The following is a 20,832-nucleotide window of genomic DNA, read 5'->3' on the forward strand; positions in this document are numbered from 1 at the left end:
GTGAAAATGTACAAATCAACCGATTTGGATCTCAGAAGGCGGGTGTTTTAAACGACTCTTCTTCGGTGTAGCAATCAGATAAGCTAGTGTTAAGGGTCCAAGGCGGCCTGCGAACATTAATAACATCAGGGCGACTAAACTGGCGGGTTGTAAGTCACTGGTGATGCCACGAGATAGGCCTACTGTACAGGCAGCGGACACTGCTTCAAAGAGTAAGTCTAAAAAGCGTTTGTCAGGTTCGAGTAGCAATAGACTGAAAAAACCAATGAAAATCAACGTTACTGTAATGAAAATCACCGCTAATGCTTTAAAGGTAGTTTTTTCTGAAACAGAATGGTTAAACACACGCAGTTCATCTTCACGTCTTAAAAAACTGACCACACTGAGCACAACAATAATAAACGTCCCGACTTTAATGCCACCAGCTGTACTGAGCGAGCCACCACCAATAAACATTAGTAACATCGTGACGAGTGATGATGCATCGCTCATGCTTTCCATAGGTAAGCTGTTAAAACCCGAAGAGCGTGGAACCGTTGCATGGAACCACGCGTTGAGGGCTTGATCACCTAGTGACATCGTGGCTAAGGTTGCAGCATTATTGGCTTCTAATAACCAAATGGTGATGAAGGCGAAGATATTTAAGCCTGCAATGGTCGATAAAATCAGCTTGCTATTGGTGCTGAGTTTTTTCCAACTTTTATTGCGCTTAATGTCCATCAGTACCAAAAAGCCGATACCACCGATGATATAAAGCAAACTGATGGTAAACGTAATGAAATAACGGTCAGCGAAGCTCATTAAACTATTGGGAAATAATGAAAATCCACCATTATTAAATGCAGAAACACTATAAAAGGCAGCATAGAACAGGGCCTGGTTAAAATTGTATTCTTGCATCCAAGCGATGGTCAAAATAACCGTTCCCACCATTTCAAAAAATAGCGAATACAGCAGTACGCCTTTGATGGTCATGGTCACTTTGGCAAGGCTGGTTTGTCCAATGGTTTCTTGAGCCATAATTTGTTGTTTTAGCCCAATTTTAGGAGACAAACTCATAGCGGCCAATATCGCAAAGGTCATAAAGCCGAGACCGCCGCATTGTAGTAAACCCATAATCACGACTTTACCAAACACAGTATAGGCTTCGCCGACATTCACAACTGAAAGTCCTGTAATGGTCACGGCTGAGGTCGCTGTAAAGAGGGCATTGATCCAACTTAAATCACCATGATGTGAATAAGGGAGTTTTAACAGCAAGGTGCCAATGATAATTAGCCCAAGAAAACCCAATGCCAAAATACTGGGTGGGCTGAGATTAATGGTATTACGCTGTTTATTGTGAAGTTTCATGTTTTTTTACTGTCATCTTGCGTGATTATGTGCAAAAGGAGCTCGACGCTGATTACAAAGTTGCTTTAAAGTGTTTAGCCAGTCGACGTAAATGTTCGAGTAAACCTTCAACCACTAAAATATCGCCTGTTTGTAAAATCAGGTTCGGATCTAAACTATATTGAAGCTCGGTGCCACGTTTATGCAATATTGTCTTCACTTCAGGGACATGATCCATTATTTGATTTAAACGCGTGCCTTGTTGTGATTCTTTAATTTCAACTTTCACCAAATAATGATCATCTTCGAGCACCATGTAGCGGCTCACCATTGGATAACTCAGTGACTGGGCAACACGGACACCCATATCTTCTTCAGGATGGATGATTTTGCTGATGCCTAAATGGGTTAAAATCATGTGATGCGCTTTGGACTTGGCTTTGGCCCAAATTTTGTTGATCCCCATGTTTTTAAGATGGAGCACACATAAGATGCTGGCTTCAATATCTTCACCAATTGCGACAACGACGGCTTCACAATTTTGAATATTGAGTTCTTGTAAAACGTGCTCATCTGTTGCATCAGCAATCACTGCATGGGTCAGTTGGTCCGAAATACTTTCAACAAACTTTTTGTTGCTATCGATTCCAATGACATCGTGTTTTAAACCCATGAGTTCAGTGGCTACAGTTGCGCCAAAACTTCCTAAGCCAATCACAGCGAATTGTGCCATGCCGTATTCCTAAATTATTCTAAAGTTATTGAATATGTTGATGTTAGCTTGTTCAGCCTAGAGCGGCTATGAAAATTTACATAATCCATCTAAACCGAAAAGTTTTAATTTTTAATTTCTTCAGCGTTTTGATAGGCATAAAGTTCAGCAATATTGGGACAATTATCCATAACTTGTTGGTATTTAAAAATTTCATAGCCTAGTTTATTTTTTAGAATATATTGAAATTGATGTTGATCTTCTTTAATGACATTTAGAGTGGCTTTACGAACAAGCTCGGAATTATTCTTTAAACGGTTTAAGCCATCGCATGAAAATTCACGGATGATGGCTTGAACAGGTTCTGGAGCGGTTTGATCATTTAGCTCATCAAAGCGAATATATACAATATAATTTGGATATTGATTCAGCATTTCAGCCTGCGCGGTATATCCGTAAATATTTTCTAGATTTTGCGTACGGGACTGATTTGGAATTTGTTTCATACTTTGACGAATCTTATCTTCCTCTTGCTTAAGTTGATAAGCTGGATATACATAAAAATACCCACCTAAACCCACAATAGCGATCATTAATAAGGCATAAATATTCAACTTTAATTATCCATTTTGTTTTATTTTCAATGGATTATAGTGTGTGATGAATTTAACAACAATGACAGCGTTGATGAATTAAATTGATGAATATATTTATTTTGATGTAGAAAAGAATTGATGCAAATAAAAAAGCTGGAATCTAGATTCCAGCTTTTTTATAGAAGTCTCATTTATTTCAAGAAACGTTGATAACCGAGATTATTTGTAATCTCAACATATGGGTAGGTAATATTTTCCAATGTTTCAATCAAACCATCAGGGTTTTGTTTGGCATCCGTTGCTTCCATACCCACCAATACACGACCTTCCGCAGCACCGTGGTTACGGTAGTGGAATAGGGTGATGTTATGTGTAGGTCCAAGACGTTCTAAGAAAGTCAGTAGTGCGCCCGGACGTTCAGGGAATTCCACGCGGAATAGGCGTTCATTTTCAATATCGGCATGACCGCCAATTAAATAACGGATATGCAGTTTAGCCACCTCATCATCAGAAAGATCGTCTACATCGTATTGGAATTTTAAGGTTTCAAAAATTTCCTGACGTTCTTTTTCGCCATTTTTGAGACTGATACCCACAAATACTTGAGCGGCACTTGAGTTGCTTGCGCGGTAGTTAAACTCAGTGATGTTACGGCCTTGTAGCGCGCGGCAGAATTGGAGGAATGAACCTTTTTCTTCTGGAATGGTCACAGCAAAGATCGCTTCTTTGCGTTCACCCAGTTCAGTACGTTCCGCAATGTAGCGCAGACGGTCAAAGTTCATATTGGCGCCGCATACAATCGACACCATATTTTTGCCTTCTAGACCATGCTCTGCAACATACTTCTTGATACCTGCAAGCGCCATTGCACCAGATGGTTCAACAATGCTACGGCATTCATCAAAGGTATCTTTAATCGCTGCACAGATTTCATCTGTATTTACCAGTACAACTTCACGCTCAACAATTGGGCCTGAGTTATCTGATTTTTGTAGCTGAATCACTTCAAATGGTTTTTCACCAATTTGTGCAACTGCTGTACCGTCGGCAAATAAACCTACAGATGGAAGAATGACACGTTCATTAGCTTCAAAGGCTGCTTTTAAACATGCTGATTCGTCATATTCAACAGGAATGACTTTAACATGCGGTGCCACATCACCAAGATAAGCAGCTACACCGGCAATTAGACCGCCACCGCCAACAGCAACAAATACATAGTCTACATCACGCCATTGACGCAAAATTTCGTTGGCAATGGTTCCTTGACCGGCCATAACGAGTTCGTCGTCATAAGGTGGAATAAAGGTCATACCTTCATCTTTTGCACATTGGATTGCATATTTATTGGCTACGTCAAAAGAATCACCATGCAGAACTACTTCACCGCCTAAGCGTTTAACCGCTTGTACTTTAATGTCTGGTGTGGTTTTAGGCATAACAATAATGGCGCGGATACCCAACTTTTTACCAGATAACGCCACGCCTTGAGCATGGTTACCTGCAGAAGCAGTAATAACGCCACGTTCCAACTGAGATTTCGGTAATTGACTAATACGGTTGTAGGCACCGCGTAGCTTGAAAGAAAAGACAGGTTGTAAATCTTCGCGTTTAAAGCGAATGTTATTGTTTAGTTTTTCACTAATTCGTGGCGCTGCTTCGAGTGGGGTTTCGATTGCAACGTCATAGACCGTTGCCTGTAATATTTGTCGAACCAAACGAGACAGCATGTTAATTTTCCATCTAACAGTTTAAAATAGGGGTTTATTGTAACAAACCCCTGTACATTTGGGCTGAAAAATCAGCGTCTAATGTCAAAAAATAGTTGAGCCAAGTTATGAGTCTGTATGCAACCCAAGATGAAAAGAAACAAGCTGCTGCAAAAGCTGCGTTAAAGCATTTGCCAAAGGGCGGTATTTTGGGTGTTGGTACAGGAAGTACTGTGAACTTCCTCATCGAATTATTGCCAGAGCTTCAACTCGAAGCTGCGGTTGCCAGTTCTGAAGCAACTGCACAACGTTTGAAAAAATTAGGCATTGAAGTGGTTGATATGAACCACGTTGGCGGTTTGGATGCCTATGTGGATGGTGCGGATGAAATTGACCGTCATATGCACATGATTAAAGGCGGCGGCGCTGCGTTGACTCGTGAAAAAATCGTGGCATCTATTGCAAAAAAATTCGTTTGTATCGTTGATGACTCTAAATGGGTTGAGCAATTGGGTCGCGAATTTCCACTTCCTGTAGAAGTGATTCCAATGGCACGTTCTGCTGTTGCGCGTAAAATCGTTTCTTTAGGCGGTGATCCTGTTTACCGTGAGGGTGTGTTAACGGACAACGGCAACGTAATTTTAGACGTACACAACTTAAATATCCTAAATGCTTTAGAGCTTGAAAAGACTTTGAATGACATTCCGGGTGTAGTGTGTAACGGCATCTTTGCTTTGAACAAAGCGGATATTGCTGTTGTTGCAACTGATAACGGTATTGAAGAGCGTACTGCGGTTTAATCTATAGAAAATTTAATTGTAAATTGAGTTTCGATTTATATTAAATTTCTAATGGAAGTTCCCTCTCCTTTGAGGAGAGGGTTAGGGAGAGGTCAATTTAAAAGTCCCCTCATCCTAACCTTCTCCCTTAGGGAGAAGGGACTCCTAATATATTTTTGAAAATATTTAAAATTCAATTTTATGCATTATTAATAAGCTTTTAAAAAGAATAAATGACACCAAACCTTCCTGAAATTCAAATCACCCGAAAATTACGTGCCACACGCTTAAGGCTGCGTGTAGAACCAACTCAAATTAAATTAACGGTTCCCCAGTTTTGTACACAGCGCCAAGTTCAAGATTTTCTTAAACAATCGGAACAATGGATGATTGAGACATGGCAGAAGCAGCAGGAAAAAACAGGGCAGATTGATAAAACGCTACCAGTAGAATTAAAACTATTCAATTTAGAGCAGCCTCTAAGCATTGTTTATAAAGTACAAAAAAACTCATTCATCTTAGATGAAGAAAAGCATCAGCTTTTCATCAGTGTTCGGCAGCCTGAGCAATATTTAAAAAGCTTTGTGATTGCTTATGCCAAAGAGTATTTACCAATTTATTTAAAGCAAGTGAGCAGTGAGACAGGTCTGAAGTTTAATCAGTGTGCAGTACGTCAGCCCAAAACCCGCTGGGGCAGCTGTTCTGCAAAGCATGACATTATGTTGAATAGTGGTTTGGTGCTTTTTCCGCAGGAAATCACACGCTACGTGGCAGTGCATGAATTGGCACATACCAAGCACTTTGATCATAGTCTGAATTTTTGGGAGGAGGTGGAGAAGCATGATTCAAACTATAAAGATCATCGGAAAACTTTAAAAAGTACACCGATGCCTTGGTGGTGGAATATTGTTTGAGGTTAATTTTTTATTTTAAAAATTAATGCAAAATGCGGTAGCTTTTGATTAATACAAAAATTATTAACAGAAGTATTAAAAAGAAGCAATTTTCAAATGAAAAGGCTTCTGCAAGATATAGTTTGTAATGAACGATAATAACAATAAGTAAGGTTACGCCGATGATGTAAAGCATATTGGTATGGTTAATATTGAAATTGTGTTTTATTAAATTTAACTAATTATTATATTCTAATTCCAAATATCCATTGTCTTGCTCTTGCTACTTTACGAAATCTTTATTTCCGCGTAAGTGTAGAAACTGAATTATGATTATTTTCTCATGGTAATAATTAGAGTTTTTACTCCACTATTTTATTGAGATAATTATAAATAATTTAAAAAAGTTGTTATATAAGTCACATTTTATTGTTGTTTTGTGAAGCTTTGTTGGTATTATGTGTTTGGGTTGGGGCGTGGTTTTGAGCACATTGTCTGATTGGTTAAAAACCAATCTGGAATGTTCTAATGTATTGATATTTATTCATTGTATTTTTTACGTGCGCTTTCAGTTTGTTTTCTCTCCAGGCGTTATTGTCTGACGCTTAAAGCATTTGTATATGGTTACTCATGATCGTAGCAGTGTTGCTACACGGTTTTATATTTCTGTACGCGTTAAATTTGTTATTGCTTTCATTGGGGCTTGTCTTTGGACATATTTTTCATTATGGATGGCTGAAAATTGGATTAGAGATTTAAGTGAATTAATTGGCTCTGTAGCAGCAATATTTTTTATTTTCGGCATTGCCATTATCCCTGGATTTATGAATTCCTTTGCCGCACTAAGTTTGTTGATGGATAAAAGGCCTAAACGACAAATTTTAGATGTATATCCGAATATTACAATTCTCATAGCTGCATACAATGAAGAATCTTCTATCCTAGACACGCTTCAAAGTGTGGATCGACAAAATTATCCAGGTGGACTGCAAGTCATTGTGATTAATGATGGTTCTAAAGATAGTACTGCACAATTGGTAAAACAGGCTGAAGCTCAGTATTCATGGCTGACTTTATTGGATTTAACCCAAAATGCGGGTAAGGCTCATGCCTTAAATGAAGGGTTGAAATTAGCCAAACATGATTTGGTGCTCACCGTTGATGCAGACTCTTACTTACACCGTATTGCGTTGCAATGCATTGTGGAGCGCTATGTTGCAGATCCGCCGAATACACGCGCTGTTGCAGGTAAAATTTTGGTACGAAATTCACGTCAAAATTTACTGACAAAAACGCAAGAGTGGGATTATTTTTTTGGGAATTGCAGCGACAAAACGCTTACAGTCTTTATATCAAGGCACCTTGGTTGCTCAAGGGGCATTTTCAATTTATGACCGTAATGCACTTGTTGAAGTGGGGGGTGGCCTGAATGTGTAGGTGAGGATATTGTACTTACTTGGGCTCTGCTCAGAGCAGGTTACCGTGTTGGACATTCGGAGGATGCCTGTGTATTTACCAATGCGCCGACGGAACTCAACGTTTTTGTTAAACAACGTCAGCGTTGGGCACGTGGCATGATGGAGGCTTTTATTAAGCATCCTGGTATTTTGATTAAGCCGCGGTTATCTACATTCTTTATTCATTGGAATGTGCTGTTTCCATGGTTAGACATTGCCTTTACCTTTGGTTTTATTCCTGGAATTATTTTAGCATGTTTTGGTCATTTTTGGATAGTTGGCCCAATGACTTTGGCTCTCTTACCTATGGCTTTTTTGTTGGGTTTTCTCAATTACAGTATTGAAAAGCGTATGTTTAAAACTATGGGTCTTAAAATACGTAAAAACCTAACGGGTTTTTTTATTTATGTTTTGGCTTATAGTTTCTTGTTGCAACCAGCAAGCATTTTAGGCTACTTGGACGAAATTTTGAAAACACGTAAAAAATGGGGTACTAAATGAAATTTAGCAACGTGAACTTTGGTTTCTCATTATGCTTTTTGTGCGTACTTTCAAGCTATGTACAGGCGGGTGAAACGTCAGACAGCCAAGCTTTAGATTGGGCTGCGGGTACTGAGTTTTTCATTAGCCATGATAGTGAAGGTTTTGAAACGAAAAAATTATCAGCTGAAGTTTTTCCTCAATATAACAATGCAAATGATTATTTAGGCGCACGTTTTAGTGCCTATAATTATAAAATTGATGATTGGAAAAGCGATGCTTATAAAGTATCAATCATTGCTAAAAATGTAGAAGCTGCAACTGCAAATGGATGGACGCTTGAAGCTGGGGTTTTTGAACAAAATGACCATACCTTAGCCACCTTTGATGGTAGCTATCGTCAACCATTAACTAAAAGTACTGCAGTTGAAGTATTTGCAAATCGTGATTGGGTCGAAACACGACCAGCTTTAGAGCACGGTATTCATTTTACCTATTTGGGTGGCGCGGTTGATCAGCAAATAGGGCCACATGTTACCGTGGTTGGTTTGGCTGCAACACAGCTTTTCTCTGATGACAATCGCCGTGATCATGGTCGCTTAAAATTAATCTATCAGCCATCCTTAGAACACGGCTTAACATTACAGGCGCGATACCGTATGTATCGAAGTGATGCGAATGATGTTGCAGGTTTGTATTTTAATCCTAAAGATTATGAAGAAAGTATGCTGGCACTGGGGTGGCGTAAACGATTCAGTGGTTGGACGATGGGTATGACCGTTGGGTATGGTCGAGAAAAAGTGGCTGATGCACCAAGCCAGTCAACAAAACTGCTGGAACTGAACATACAGAGTCCAATTCATCAAAACCAATTTGTGCGCTTAAATGCGGGTTATAGTAACAGTGCTTCATATTATGGTGCCGATTATAGCTATCGTTATTTAATGGGCGAATGGGTGCTTAAATTTTAGTAAATTTATTATGAGTTAAAACCAGATGCTAGCTTGGATTCTTTATGATAAAGAAAATGCTAATTTCAACTAATAACTAAGCAAAACAGTTCAGAAATCCTCAACTTCCTGTCATACTACGCAGTCATTAAATGGATACTTTGAATTGAGGTAATGAGCGTGATTTCAGTAGGTATTGTCGGCGGTACAGGTTACACAGGTGTTGAATTACTGCGTATTTTACTGCGACACCCAAATGCAGAAGTGAAAGTTTTAACTTCGCGTACTGAAAATGGCCGCCGTGTGGATGATATGTTCCCAAGCTTACGTGGACATACAGACCTTTGCTATTCAGATCTTAATATTGAAGAACTAAAACAATGTGACGTTGTATTTTTTGCGACGCCGCACGGTGTAGCAATGAAACACGCAGAAGAGTTAGTTGCTGCAAATACTAAAGTGATTGACCTTGCTGCTGACTTCCGCTTGCAGGACTTAGCTCAATTTGAAAAATGGTATGGCCTCGACCATGCTTGCCCAGAATTATTAAAAGAGTCAGTTTATGGTTTGTCTGAATTAAACCGTGAAAAAATTCAAAAGGCTTCAGTGATTGGTAACCCAGGTTGTTACCCAACAACTGTTCAGCTCGGTTTAGCGCCAGTATTAAAAGCTGAAGGATTAGTGAAACCTGAAAGCATTATTATTGATGCAAAATCAGGTGTGTCTGGTGCAGGTCGTAAAGCCAGCCTAGGTATGATCTATTCTGAAAATGCCGATAACTTTAAAGCTTATGGTGTAGCGGGTCACCGTCATCATCCTGAAATTGTAGAAGCCTTAGAAAATATTTCAGGTCAAAAAGGTGTGTTTAACGAAATTTTATTCGTACCGCATTTAGTACCGATGATTCGTGGCATGCTCAGCACTATCTATATTGATTTGACTGACGCAGGTGCTTCTGCGGATTTACAAAGCATATATGAACAGTTCTATGCCAATGAGCAGTTTGTAGATGTTATGCCTGCAGGAAGCTCACCTGAAACACGTACTGTGCGTGGTGCGAACCAATTACGTATTGCGATTTGCAAACCTCAGCCGAAAAAATTAGTGATTTTGGTGGCTCAAGACAACTTGGTGAAAGGTGCAGCAGGTCAAGCCGTACAAAATATGAACTTGATGTTTAGTTTTGCTGAAAATGCAGGACTTCAAGGCATTGGTTTATTACCATAAGAAACGATTTAAAACTTCACACACATTTAAAACTGGATTTAAATGTGTGCCTTGAGTGAACTAAAAATAAGAGATGACGATGTCGAATACAGAATCTAATTTCAAGTCAGAACCTGAAAACAGTGAAAAAACGCCTTTTATGAAGACGAATATGCCACTGGCGATTGGTGCAGTTGTACTTGCATTGAGCAGCGGTTTTCTCGGATATAGTATCGGTCATCGTCAGGGCTTAACTGTGGTCGGATATGATGCAGATGCAGAGCAACTTGTTGATGTAGTGCAAAAGCAAAAAACTGAATTAGCAGGCCTGAATAAAAGTTTGAATGCGGCAATCCAAGAGCGTGATGTCGCTGTAAGTAATTCAAATGATTTATATTTGGCTGTTAAAAAAGCACGTGATGATCAAGAGTTAACAGGTAATTTGGGTGTTTTGTATCGTGAAGTATTGCGCCAACGTGGTGGTATGCCGCTTGCAGTACAACATTTAGCGATTAAACCATTACCTGAAAATGCGTATGAATACCAACTTGATCTCGTTCAAGTAAGTCCGTCAAAAAGTAATGTATCTGGAAGTGTTGAGCTGCGTCTAATTAAGGGTACAGAAGTACTTGTAGTGCCTTTAGAAGACAAAAACTTTAACTTTAGCGAAAGTGAGCGACTCACTGGACGTTGGACCATGCCAAAAGGCTTTAGTCCAGACTTTATTGAAGTGCGTTTAAGCGGTTCTAAACCCGTTATTCGCCGTTTTAGCTGGTCGAAAGGTCAGCCTGTTGAAAATCAATCTGCCTTCCTTTCAGAAATTCCTCAAACTGAAGCAAGTGCAAACTAAGTGTGAAACCTAAATCCTATGCGAACCAATAAGCGTCAAACGTGTTTATCTGACATTAAAAATTCATTTTACCAATCTGGTTTAGTGGACTGGCATCTAAACCCGACTCTCAGCCAAGGTACGCAGGATGATGGTGATTCAGACATTCAAGTATTGACTGCGCCACCTGAGTTAAAGCGTCCTCCTATGTATGCTGTCGTTTTAATGAACGATGATTACACCCCAATGGACTTTGTAATTGAAATTTTACAACAATACTTTGCTTTGAATCTTGACCAAGCCACTCAAGTAATGCTAACTGTACATTATGAAGGAAAGGGTGTTGCAGGGGTTTATCCGCGAGACATCGCAGAGACTAAAGCAAATCAGGTCAATAATTACGCTCGGTCGCAAAGTCATCCATTACTTTGTCAGATTGAGCCAAAAGATTAATAAGGGGATTACATGCTCAGTCGTCAATTAGAAGTATCACTACGTTTGGCTGTCAGCATGGCTCGTCAAAAGAGACATGAATTTTTGACGGTAGAACATTTATTATTGGCTTTACTGGATAATGATTCCGCTGTTAATGCATTGAAAGCATGTGGCGCAGACATTATTGTGCTTCGCAAAGAACTTGAAGAATACGTAGAACAACATACCCCAAAGCTTGGCGAAAATAGCGATCAAGCACCACATCCTACAGAAAGTTTTGATCGTATTTTGCAGCGTGCAATTTTCCATGTGCAATCGAGTGGAAATGACCGCACTGTAGAAGGTGCAGACATTTTAGTTGCGATGTATTCAGAGCGTGATTCATTTGCGGTGTATTTACTTAAACGCCATCAAATCAACCGTTTGACATTAACGCAGTATTTGTCACATGGCACACGTAAAGATGAAGTCCAAGCCGAAGAGGAAATCGAAGAGCTCGATGGTGAAAGCACTACGTCTTCAAATTCTGGCCCATTAGAGCTTTATACGACCAATCTCAATGTTGAAGCTCAAAAAGGCAAAACAGATCCACTGATTGGTCGTGAAAAAGAGATTGAACGTACAGCTCAAATTCTATGCCGTCGCCGTAAAAACAACCCACTTTTGGTGGGTGATCCGGGTGTAGGTAAAACTTCGATTGCTGAAGGATTGGCTTGGCTCATTGTAAATGGTAAAGCACCTAAACCGCTTGAAAATGCAGAAGTGTTTAGTTTAGACATTGGTGCTTTAGTTGCAGGAACTAAATACCGTGGTGATTTTGAAAAGCGTTTAAAACAACTGCTAAATGCCTTGAAGAAAAAGCCCGAAGCTATTTTATTTATTGATGAAATTCACATGATCATCGGTGCAGGCTCAAGTATGGGTAGCACGATGGATGCATCGAACCTCATCAAGCCAGCTTTGGCGAATGGTACTTTACGTTGTATCGGTTCAACGACTTTCCAAGAATACCGTCAAGTTTTTGAAAAAGATCATGCATTATCTCGTCGTTTCCAAAAAATTGATGTCAATGAACCATCTATTTCAGAAACGATTGATATTCTGCGTGGCTTAAAAGGCAAATTTGAAGAATTCCATCATGTGAAATACGAAGATCAAGCGTTGGTTTCTGCGGTAGAACTATCTGCGAAATTTATCAATGATCGTTTCTTGCCTGATAAAGCCATTGATGTGATTGATGAGGCGGGTGCACAGCGTCGTTTAAAAGCTGAGCAAGATGATACAGTCATTTCAGTTGAAAACATTGAAGATATCGTTTCGAAAATTGCGCGTATTCCACCAAAAACTGTCTCTAAAGATGACAAGAGCGTTCTTGAAAATCTAGAGCGTGATCTGAAACGTGTGGTGTTTGGTCAAGATGAAGCGATTGAAGCGCTTGCATCTGCGATTAAATTATCTCGTGCAGGTCTTAAAGCACCAGATAAGCCAGTGGGTAATTTTGTCTTTGCTGGTCCTACAGGTGTGGGTAAAACTGAAGTCACTAAGCAATTGGCAAAATTATTAGGCGTTGAACTTGTACGTTTCGATATGTCGGAATACATGGAACGTCATGCCGTATCTCGTTTAATTGGTGCGCCTCCGGGTTATGTAGGTTTTGATCAAGGTGGTTTGTTGACCGACGCGATTCATAAGAATCCGCATTGCGTACTTTTACTAGACGAAATTGAGAAAGCACATCCAGATGTCTTTAATTTGTTATTACAAATTATGGATCATGGTTCATTAACGGATAACAATGGTCGTAAGTCTGACTTCCGTAACGTCGTGTTAGTGCTGACTACAAATATTGGTGCGGAATCAATTTCACGTGTGAGCATTGGTTTCATGGATCAAGATAACAGTAATGACAACCAAGACGCGATGAAAAAAGCCTTCTCTCCAGAGTTCCGTAACCGTTTAGATGGTGTCATTCAATTTAAAGCATTGCCAACAACCGTTATTGAAAGTGTGGTTGATAAGTTCTTAACAGAGCTTCAGGCACAGTTAGATGATAAGAAGGTGGTTCTTGAAGTTGATCAAGATGCACGCGAATGGATGGCCGAGCAAGGATATGATCGCTTGATGGGCGCGCGTCCAATGCAGCGTTTAATCCAAGAGCATTTGAAAAAACCGCTTGCTGAAATGATTTTGTTTGGTGAACTTGCGGAACATGGCGGCAATGTTGCTGTTTCAGTGAAGAAAGAAAATGGCAAAGCTGTGGGCTTAAAACTCGAAGTGTTTGAAGACCAAACCGCTGAACCTGCTTAAGTAATTTAATTAACGAAAAACCCGTGCTTGCACGGGTTTTTTATATTTATTCGACGCTAGATTTGGGTTTCTCAATGATGGACATACCATTAACAAAAGTGCTGACCACATTTGGTTTATTTGCACTGACAGCACTGATGGAAATTTTAGGCTGTTACTTCCCATATTTGATTTTAAATCAGCAAAAATCGCAGTGGTTATGGATTCCAACAGCGCTTGCATTGGCTGCATTTGTTTGGTTATTAACGTTGCATCCAGCAGCTTCGGGTCGTATCTATGCAGCCTATGGCGGAATCTACATTTTCTCTGCATTGCTGTGGTTGCGTTTTGTCGATCACGTAGTTCTAACACGTTGGGATATGCTAGGTGGCGTCATTGTGTTGGTGGGCGCAGCTGTGATTGTATTACAGCCTCAAGGTTTAATTCGTTAAGTTAAACAATGCAAAAGTTAAACCAAGAGCTGTAAGAAATTAGATATTTATTTAAATTTGCACTCTGTATTTTTAATGATAATTTCGTATTGATTGCTACCCGAGCTTAGATCCATTTCAATTTTATATGGATTAACACGTTGAAATTGATGCTCGAATAGTAATTCACAGTTTTGGAGTGAATTATGCTTGATGAGTTGCTTCACCTTATGTTCACCGACTGATTGTTCAAATTGCGCAAAATCAGGGGTAGTGATAATACCATCAATTTCAATCTTATCCGCTTCAATTTCCATTTTTTCCATCAACATATTCTGATCAACTTGATAGGGAAGAGTGCGTGAATCTTCATCACTAATAGCAGCCAGTATTTCGTTTAAACCTGTTTTATTTTTAATTTTAAAATTGCTATCTAAAATCTGATTTTTCACCAAGTATTGATCTAATTCACTTGGTTCACCAGCAAAGCTAAAAGTAGATAAGCTCAATCCAAGAGCCAATAAGCAAATATTTCTTAAACGCATAATCTTAATCACTTATAAAAGTTATGGTTTTATTAAAGCATGCAAAAACAAAAAAAGCACCCGAAGGTGCTTCATTTATCTAAGTAAAACCTTAGTCTTTTTTAAGATTTTCGTTAATTAAGAATTCAACAAGTGCTTTTTGTGCATGTAAGCGATTTTCAGCTTCATCCCAAACCACAGCATTTTTGTGGTCAAGCATATTTTCAGAAATTTCTTCGCCACGATGCGCAGGTAAGCAGTGCATAAATAGGCAGTCAGCGTGAGCAAGATCCATCAGGCGTTCATTCACTTGATAATCAGCAAACGCTTTTTCACGAATTTTTTGCTCTTCTTCTTGGCCCATACTTGCCCAAACATCTGTAACGATTAAATCTGCATTAACTGCAGCATCTTCGGCAGAATCAACAAGTTCCACACAGTGTGCAAATTCAGATAGAAATTCTGCTTTAGGTTCATAGCCCTTAGGTGCAGCGATTTTTAATTTAAAGCCCCACATATGAGCCGCTTCAATATATGAGTTACACATATTGTTGCCATCACCAATCCAAGCAACCGTTTTACCTTCAATAGAACCACGGTGTTCAACAAATGTTTGAACATCGGCAAGTAATTGGCAAGGGTGGTGATCATCTGTTAATGCATTGATGACAGGAACTTTTGAATAAGAAGCAAAACGTTCAACAATGTCATGACCAAAAGTACGAATCATTACAATATCAAGCATGCTTGAAATCACGCGTGCAGAATCTTCTACTGGCTCGCCACGCCCTAATTGAGAGTCGCGAGATGAAAGGAAAATTGCACTACCACCAAATTGGCTCATTCCTGCTTCAAACGATACACGTGTACGGGTGCTCGATTTCTCAAAAATCATGCCCATGACTTTACCAACGAAAGGTTGGAAAACTTCATTGTTATGCTGTTTGCGCTTGAGTTCGATACCGCGCTGTACAATTTGATTAAGTTCTAAAGTCGATAAATCGCGTAAAGTTAGAAAGTGACGTAGAGCCATTGTTACTCCACAATAATTGCTGAATCAAAAAACAAAACAACAATTAGTTGTTGGTTGGTTAGAGAAATAGGAATCGATTAATATACTATAAGAGAGGTAAATTGCAAAAAATCTAGCGCTTTTGGTGACCGTCTAGGAAACGATCGACGCAATAACTGATGTAATTGATGGTTTCTTGATCATTTTCATCAATGGTGATGCCCATGAGAACGCGCCATTCTAAATTTCGCAAAATTCCAAAATAAAATTGAGCCGAAAACAGCGGGTTTTCACAATACAGCAAACCGTGTTGATGCGCTTGATTTAAAATTTCTGCAACGGTGTTCTGAATTTGTTTTGGGCCTTGCTCATGAATATAACGTGCTATTTCAGGATTACGTCCTGTTTGTTCTAAGACTAACCGCATAAATGCCGCATTTTCAGGCATCACGATATGCTGATGAAAGTCACTTAAAGTATTGATGAGATAAGCACGAATATCGGTGTCAGGGCTGACTGTAAATGGTAGGCAAATATCTTTGAAAAATAAGCAGCGACGATAGTCACAAATAGCCTTAAATAACCCGTCTTTATTACCAAAATATTTATAGATTGACGCTTTTGAACCACCCGCATGATTCACGATGTCATCTAATGAAACTGCATCAAACCCACGTTTTAAAAAAAGCTCCGTAGCACTTTCTAAAAGCGCAACACATCGTTCATGTCCGCGCCGCGTTTGTGGCTGGTCATGCGTTAAAGGTTCAATGTGTATTAAATCTTGCATAAAGTGATAATATTTAACAAAAAAAGAGCTGAGCTGACGATAATTATAGCAAAAAATTCAGTTCTTTTCTGCTTTGCTCATAAATAAGAGATCTTTGACTAAAGAATAACAACAGATAGGTGACAAGTGAAATATTTGACTAAAGTTTTAGAGTTAATATTCTACAAAGCCATAGAGTTGGAAAAAAATATGGATATACTCAAACTTCGAAAATTAAAGTAAATGCCGTGGAAAGGAATATGACACAACAAACGTCTGCAGGCTTAAGATTTAGACAAGCATTGGAAATCGAAAAACCATTACAAATCATTGGCACAGTAAATGCCTATGCAGCAATGATGGCAAAAGAAGTTGGCTATAAAGCCATATATTTATCTGGTGCAGGTGTTGCGAACTATTCATATGGTTTACCTGACTTAGGCATGACCAGTTTAGATAATGTTTTGGAAGATGTTCGTCGTATTACTGAACGTGTAGATACGCCATTGCTTGTCGATATCGATACAGGTTGGGGCGGTGCATTTAATATTGCCCGCACTGTGAAGCAAATGATTGCTGCGGGTGCAGCAGCGGTTCATATCGAAGACCAAGTGGCACAAAAGCGTTGTGGTCACCGTCCGAACAAAGAAATTGTGACGCAGCAGGAAATGGTTGACCGTATTAAAGCTGCAGTCGATGCAAAAACCGATTCAAACTTTGTAGTGATGGCACGTACAGACGCATTACAAAAAGAAGGTTTGCAAGCAGTGATCGACCGTGCATGTGCATGTGTAGAAGCAGGCGCAGATGCCATCTTTGCTGAAGCGATGACTGACATTACCATGTATAAAACAGTCTGCGATGCAGTTGGTGTCCCTGTACTGGCAAACATTACAGAGTTTGGTGATACCCCTTACTACACCAAAGAAGAACTAGGCGAGCAAGGCATTTCAATGGTGCTTTACCCATTATCACCAACACGTGCAATGCAAAAAGCAGCACTCGAAGTGATGCATGCGATCCGCAATGACGGTACACAAGTCAATGTACTGGATAAAATGCAACAACGAAAAGAACTCTATCAATTCCTCGATTATCATACTTTTGAAAACACCTTAGATAAATTGTTCACTGAAGGAAAATAAAAAATGGCTGAAGGAAAAGTACTCACGGGCGCAGGACTGCGCGGACAAGTAGCTGGTAAAACTGCATTGTCAACTGTAGGCAAAAGTGGTGCGGGCTTAACCTATCGTGGTTATGACGTTCAAGACTTGGCAGAAAACTGTCAGTTTGAAGAAGTCGCGTACCTCATTTTCTTTGGTGAATTACCAACAACAGAACAGCTTGCAGCATATAAAGCCAAACTCAAATCATTGCGTCAATTACCGCAGGCGTTGAAAGAGGTGTTAGAACGCATTCCTGCTGACTCGCACCCAATGGATGTGATGCGTACAGGCGTTTCAATGTTAGGTAACCTTGAAACTGAAAAATCATTCGATGAACAACAAGATGTTGCAGATCGTATTTTGGCAACGCTTCCTGCGATCATCTGCTACTGGTATCGCTTCAGCCATGATGGTGTACGTGTAGAAGAAAACACCGATGATGATTCAATCGGCGCTCAATTCTTACATTTACTGCGTGGCGAAAAACCAAATGAATTGCATGAGCAAGTGATGAACGTGTCACTGATTTTATATGCAGAGCATGAATTTAATGCCTCTACATTCACAGCGCGTGTATGTGCATCAACATTGTCTGATATGCATTCTTGTATTACAGGTGCAATTGGTTCACTTCGTGGTCCATTACATGGCGGTGCAAACGAAGCTGCAATGGAAATGATTGAAAACTGGACGTCTCCAGAAGAAGCTGAGCGTGAAATGTTGGGTAAACTTGAGCGTAAAGAAAAGATCATGGGCTTTGGTCATGCGATTTACAAAGATAACGATCCACGTAATGGCATTATCAAGAAATGGTCTGAACGCCTAGCAAAAGACGTCGGTGATACTGTACTTTATCCTGTATCAGTGCGCTGTGAAGAAGTGATGTGGCGTGAGAAGAAATTATTCTGTAATGCAGATTTCTTCCATGCATCTGCATATCACTTCATGGATATTGCAACCAAACTATTCACGCCAATCTTTGTAATGTCACGTGTAACGGGTTGGGCAGCACACGTTATGGAACAACGTGCAGACAACCGTATTATTCGCCCAAGTGCTGATTATACAGGTCCTGAACTACGTAAAGTTGTGCCGATTGCAGAACGTTCAGCGGCATAATTTTGAAGTGTAATAAAAAAGCCTCAAAAGAGGCTTTTTTATTATTTGGTATTTGAGTTAACAATCTATTTGGTTAGTAAAACCGGATCTTCAACGCTATATCCTGTTTCAAATGGAATCCCTAGATATTTAACAGTCACTAAATAAAAGGGCTTTTGCATTACACGATAAGTTTTAGAGATTTTTAAACCTTCTTTATAGGTCTCAGCATTTTGTACAGCGCTTTTATACTGCGAATTTTTAACACGATATTGATAGGTCCATTTATCAATGGTTTCATTCGGGTCATACCATGATTTTGCAGTGCCATTCATGGTTGTTAATAACTGTATTCGAGCATTATTGTTATTTACTGGTGTTAATTTGACTACACGTTTTTTTATTTTCGCGATTTCTTTATCAAACTGGGTGCTGTCTTGATCGTAATCAATCCGTTTTGTCTTTGGATTAATATACAAAGACTTCACTGTAATTAATTGCGTCGGTTTTTTGCTATCTAATTGATAATAATATAATTGCGGTAAACGACCACGACCATCTTCAAAATGACGCATTAAATAGATTTTTTGGTCTTTTTTATCAAAACCTAAAACCTCAATGGTTTGAGGGCCGCCTACCGTCGCGAAAGCAGAGCAGGACAGTAGGGTGCTAATTGCGAATGCATTGAAATGACGTAGCTGCATTTTCTTGTCCTGATAAGTAAATTCCTCAATACAGTATGCGATGCAAAATGATATTTAAATATGAAGATTATGTATGTTTTATTCTGCATTTAAGATGTCTAATACACTGTGAGCAACATTTTCAGTTAACTGATCTAAGCGTTCTAAAGCCGTACCCAAAATAAAATAATGATAATTATAGATACGACCATCATGTAAGATTGAAATATAAAATGTTCCTTCGGGTTTTTCTACTGTTGCACTGCCACCGGGTTTGAGTAATCCGGTGCATGCCACCACGAAGTCCGCATGAAAAAATAGTTGTTGTCCTTGCTCAGCCATCGCTTGAGTCACTTCTGCGGATTCGGCCGTAAATTTTTCTATTAGTAGAGGATCTACTTTTAAAATTTCACGCTTGATCGATGGATCATAGCTGACAAGACCACCTAACAAGATATCTGCACCACTATTCTTATAAATTGAAAATTGGCTACATAAATAACCAGAGCTCGCACTCTCGATAAACGCGATAGTCATGGATTTTTGTTCTAAAGCATCGCAACACAGTTTAAGCATGTGCTTACCCAAAGTAGAATGGTGAATGATCATTAGTATTCTTAAAATTTTAGCATTGATTCCGCTCGCCTGTAATTTCACTAAAAGTCTAAGTTGGCACTGTGGATGTTGATGAATTCACAAAAATAGCGTGATTGTTTAGAAGCTGTACGAAAATATGAAATAAAGGTTTCTTCGGAAGGAAAACGATGTTAAAACTTAAAATAAAGAGCGTAACAAAAGTAGGTTTATTTCAATGAAAACGACTGTTAAATATGTAGTATTAAAAAGCCTAGACTATCAATTGGGCACGCCACTTTTTCAAGAAGAATTAGACGCAGATAGCCTGTATTTTGATCAAATTCCGGCTGTAATTCAGTATCAAAATCATCAATTCAAAGTGAAAAGTAAAGAGTTAAAGCGTGTTTATTTGGCGGAAGAAAATGAAGACATGCAAACCATTATTGTGAAAGTACTTGCCGTTTAATTTCGATCAATTTTTAGTATTAAAAATACAGTTCTCATTGAGTTAGGAGCTGTATTTTTGTATTTGATAGACTCAAACTATAGATTAATCTAGATTTAAAGGAGATATATATTTTTAATGATCACTTGATCATATCGATTTAGCTATTCGACCAACAGCTATTTAATCCCCCAAATATTATTTAGTATAATTTATCCGTTTTTTCATGGGGGGAAGAAATGATGGACTTATTTAAATTTCTAAAAAGCTTCAATACAACGGGTACTTATCTTTTAATTTCAACGATTTCGCTAGTTTGCTTAGTTGTGTATTTCTATTTGGCTTTGTTGCACAAAGATTTGAAATGCAAAGCGCCCCTAATTGATCCAAATTTAAGGCGTAACTTGGGTAAGTGGGCGACCTAATTCCGTAAATCTGTTAAGGACTGCTACACGTGCATGGATCTC

The 20,832-nt window shown here is 39.1% G+C and carries 21 protein-coding genes and 1 pseudogene; 13 read left to right on the forward strand and 9 right to left on the reverse strand.

The features are described from left to right. Positions 1–15: 15 nt before the first annotated feature. The 4 genes from FTU22_RS11585 to ilvA form a co-directional block, all read right to left on the reverse strand. Positions 16–1,353: a TrkH family potassium uptake protein gene (locus FTU22_RS11585; protein WP_180094545.1), complete on the reverse strand. Its 1,338-nt coding sequence runs from the start codon at positions 1,351–1,353 to the stop codon at positions 16–18. A gap of 52 nt (positions 1,354–1,405) precedes the next feature. Beyond that, a complete protein-coding gene (locus FTU22_RS11590; RefSeq protein WP_078188649.1) occupies positions 1,406–2,065 on the reverse strand; it encodes a TrkA family potassium uptake protein in 660 nt (219 codons plus the stop codon). Positions 2,066–2,169: 104 nt separating this feature from the next. Further along, a complete protein-coding gene (locus FTU22_RS11595; RefSeq protein WP_180094547.1) occupies positions 2,170–2,658 on the reverse strand; it encodes a hypothetical protein in 489 nt (162 codons plus the stop codon). A 173-nt stretch (positions 2,659–2,831) separates the two neighbouring features. After that, positions 2,832–4,370 carry a threonine ammonia-lyase, biosynthetic gene (gene ilvA, locus FTU22_RS11600; protein ID WP_180023764.1) on the reverse strand — a complete coding sequence of 513 codons (1,539 nt, stop codon included), beginning with the start codon at positions 4,368–4,370 and terminating at the stop codon, positions 2,832–2,834. A 107-nt stretch (positions 4,371–4,477) separates the two neighbouring features. Between ilvA and rpiA the strand changes: the two genes are divergently transcribed. From rpiA to FTU22_RS11645, 10 genes and pseudogenes are all read left to right on the forward strand, one after another. After that, entirely contained in the window at positions 4,478–5,149 is a 672-nt protein-coding gene (gene rpiA / locus FTU22_RS11605; RefSeq protein WP_180094548.1) for a ribose-5-phosphate isomerase RpiA, read from the forward strand. A 212-nt stretch (positions 5,150–5,361) separates the two neighbouring features. Then, a complete protein-coding gene (locus tag FTU22_RS11610; RefSeq protein WP_180094550.1) occupies positions 5,362–6,042 on the forward strand; it encodes a SprT family zinc-dependent metalloprotease in 681 nt (226 codons plus the stop codon). A gap of 599 nt (positions 6,043–6,641) precedes the next feature. Continuing rightward, positions 6,642–7,415: a glycosyltransferase family 2 protein gene (locus tag FTU22_RS16355; RefSeq protein WP_257225910.1), complete on the forward strand. Its 774-nt coding sequence runs from the start codon at positions 6,642–6,644 to the stop codon at positions 7,413–7,415. Between the two features lie 33 nt (positions 7,416–7,448). After that, a pseudogene (locus FTU22_RS16360) lies at positions 7,449–7,979 on the forward strand (glycosyltransferase family 2 protein); the annotation flags it as partial. Continuing rightward, the gene (locus FTU22_RS11620; RefSeq protein WP_180094553.1) at positions 7,976–8,929 is read left to right on the forward strand and encodes a hypothetical protein; all 954 of its coding nucleotides are present in this window, start codon (positions 7,976–7,978) and stop codon (positions 8,927–8,929) included. The pseudogene FTU22_RS16360 and the gene FTU22_RS11620, both read left to right, overlap by 4 nt. Positions 8,930–9,082: 153 nt before the next feature. Further along, positions 9,083–10,135, forward strand: a complete 1,053-nt coding sequence (gene argC / locus FTU22_RS11625) for an N-acetyl-gamma-glutamyl-phosphate reductase (RefSeq protein WP_180094555.1) — start codon at positions 9,083–9,085, stop codon at positions 10,133–10,135. 79 nt (positions 10,136–10,214) lie between these two features. Next, the gene (locus tag FTU22_RS11630; protein WP_111883706.1) at positions 10,215–10,964 is read left to right on the forward strand and encodes a hypothetical protein; all 750 of its coding nucleotides are present in this window, start codon (positions 10,215–10,217) and stop codon (positions 10,962–10,964) included. Between the two features lie 18 nt (positions 10,965–10,982). Continuing rightward, positions 10,983–11,396 (forward strand): ATP-dependent Clp protease adapter ClpS, encoded by a 414-nt coding sequence (gene clpS, locus FTU22_RS11635; protein ID WP_078188641.1) that lies wholly within the window; start codon positions 10,983–10,985, stop codon positions 11,394–11,396. A gap of 12 nt (positions 11,397–11,408) precedes the next feature. Next, the gene (gene clpA, locus FTU22_RS11640; protein ID WP_078188640.1) at positions 11,409–13,685 is read left to right on the forward strand and encodes an ATP-dependent Clp protease ATP-binding subunit ClpA; all 2,277 of its coding nucleotides are present in this window, start codon (positions 11,409–11,411) and stop codon (positions 13,683–13,685) included. 77 nt (positions 13,686–13,762) lie between these two features. Beyond that, complete coding sequence (locus tag FTU22_RS11645; protein ID WP_111883867.1) at positions 13,763–14,116, forward strand: YnfA family protein; 354 nt, start codon at positions 13,763–13,765, stop codon at positions 14,114–14,116. A 47-nt stretch (positions 14,117–14,163) separates the two neighbouring features. Here FTU22_RS11645 and FTU22_RS11650 read toward each other — a convergent pair whose 3' ends face one another. The 3 genes from FTU22_RS11650 to FTU22_RS11660 form a co-directional block, all read right to left on the reverse strand. Further along, positions 14,164–14,640, reverse strand: coding sequence for a hypothetical protein (locus FTU22_RS11650; protein WP_180005563.1), 477 nt, complete (start codon positions 14,638–14,640; stop codon positions 14,164–14,166). Positions 14,641–14,731: 91 nt separating this feature from the next. Then, entirely contained in the window at positions 14,732–15,652 is a 921-nt protein-coding gene (argF, locus tag FTU22_RS11655; protein WP_078193464.1) for an ornithine carbamoyltransferase, read from the reverse strand. 112 nt (positions 15,653–15,764) lie between these two features. Further along, positions 15,765–16,418, reverse strand: coding sequence for a TetR/AcrR family transcriptional regulator (locus FTU22_RS11660; RefSeq protein WP_078188637.1), 654 nt, complete (start codon positions 16,416–16,418; stop codon positions 15,765–15,767). Positions 16,419–16,657: 239 nt separating this feature from the next. On the opposite strand from FTU22_RS11660, the gene prpB reads away from it, so the two are divergent. Together prpB and prpC are read left to right on the forward strand one after the other, a co-directional pair. Then, positions 16,658–17,542 (forward strand): methylisocitrate lyase, encoded by an 885-nt coding sequence (gene prpB / locus FTU22_RS11665; RefSeq protein ID WP_180094557.1) that lies wholly within the window; start codon positions 16,658–16,660, stop codon positions 17,540–17,542. A 3-nt stretch (positions 17,543–17,545) separates the two neighbouring features. Next, positions 17,546–18,682, forward strand: a complete 1,137-nt coding sequence (gene prpC, locus FTU22_RS11670) for a 2-methylcitrate synthase (RefSeq protein WP_078193462.1) — start codon at positions 17,546–17,548, stop codon at positions 18,680–18,682. A 65-nt stretch (positions 18,683–18,747) separates the two neighbouring features. Here the strand turns inward: prpC and FTU22_RS11675 are convergent, their stop codons facing one another. Together FTU22_RS11675 and FTU22_RS11680 are read right to left on the reverse strand one after the other, a co-directional pair. After that, the gene (locus FTU22_RS11675; protein ID WP_180094559.1) at positions 18,748–19,365 is read right to left on the reverse strand and encodes an aminotransferase; all 618 of its coding nucleotides are present in this window, start codon (positions 19,363–19,365) and stop codon (positions 18,748–18,750) included. Positions 19,366–19,443: 78 nt separating this feature from the next. Further along, complete coding sequence (locus tag FTU22_RS11680; protein WP_180041411.1) at positions 19,444–19,920, reverse strand: CinA family protein; 477 nt, start codon at positions 19,918–19,920, stop codon at positions 19,444–19,446. Positions 19,921–20,155: 235 nt separating this feature from the next. Here FTU22_RS11680 and FTU22_RS11685 point away from each other — a divergent pair, with 235 nt between their 5' ends. After that, positions 20,156–20,386 (forward strand): hypothetical protein, encoded by a 231-nt coding sequence (locus tag FTU22_RS11685; protein ID WP_078190858.1) that lies wholly within the window; start codon positions 20,156–20,158, stop codon positions 20,384–20,386. Positions 20,387–20,832: the final 446 nt, after the last annotated feature.

It is taken from the genome of Acinetobacter sp. YH12076 (assembly GCF_013419525.1).
Lineage (GTDB): Bacteria > Pseudomonadota > Gammaproteobacteria > Pseudomonadales > Moraxellaceae > Acinetobacter > Acinetobacter amyesii.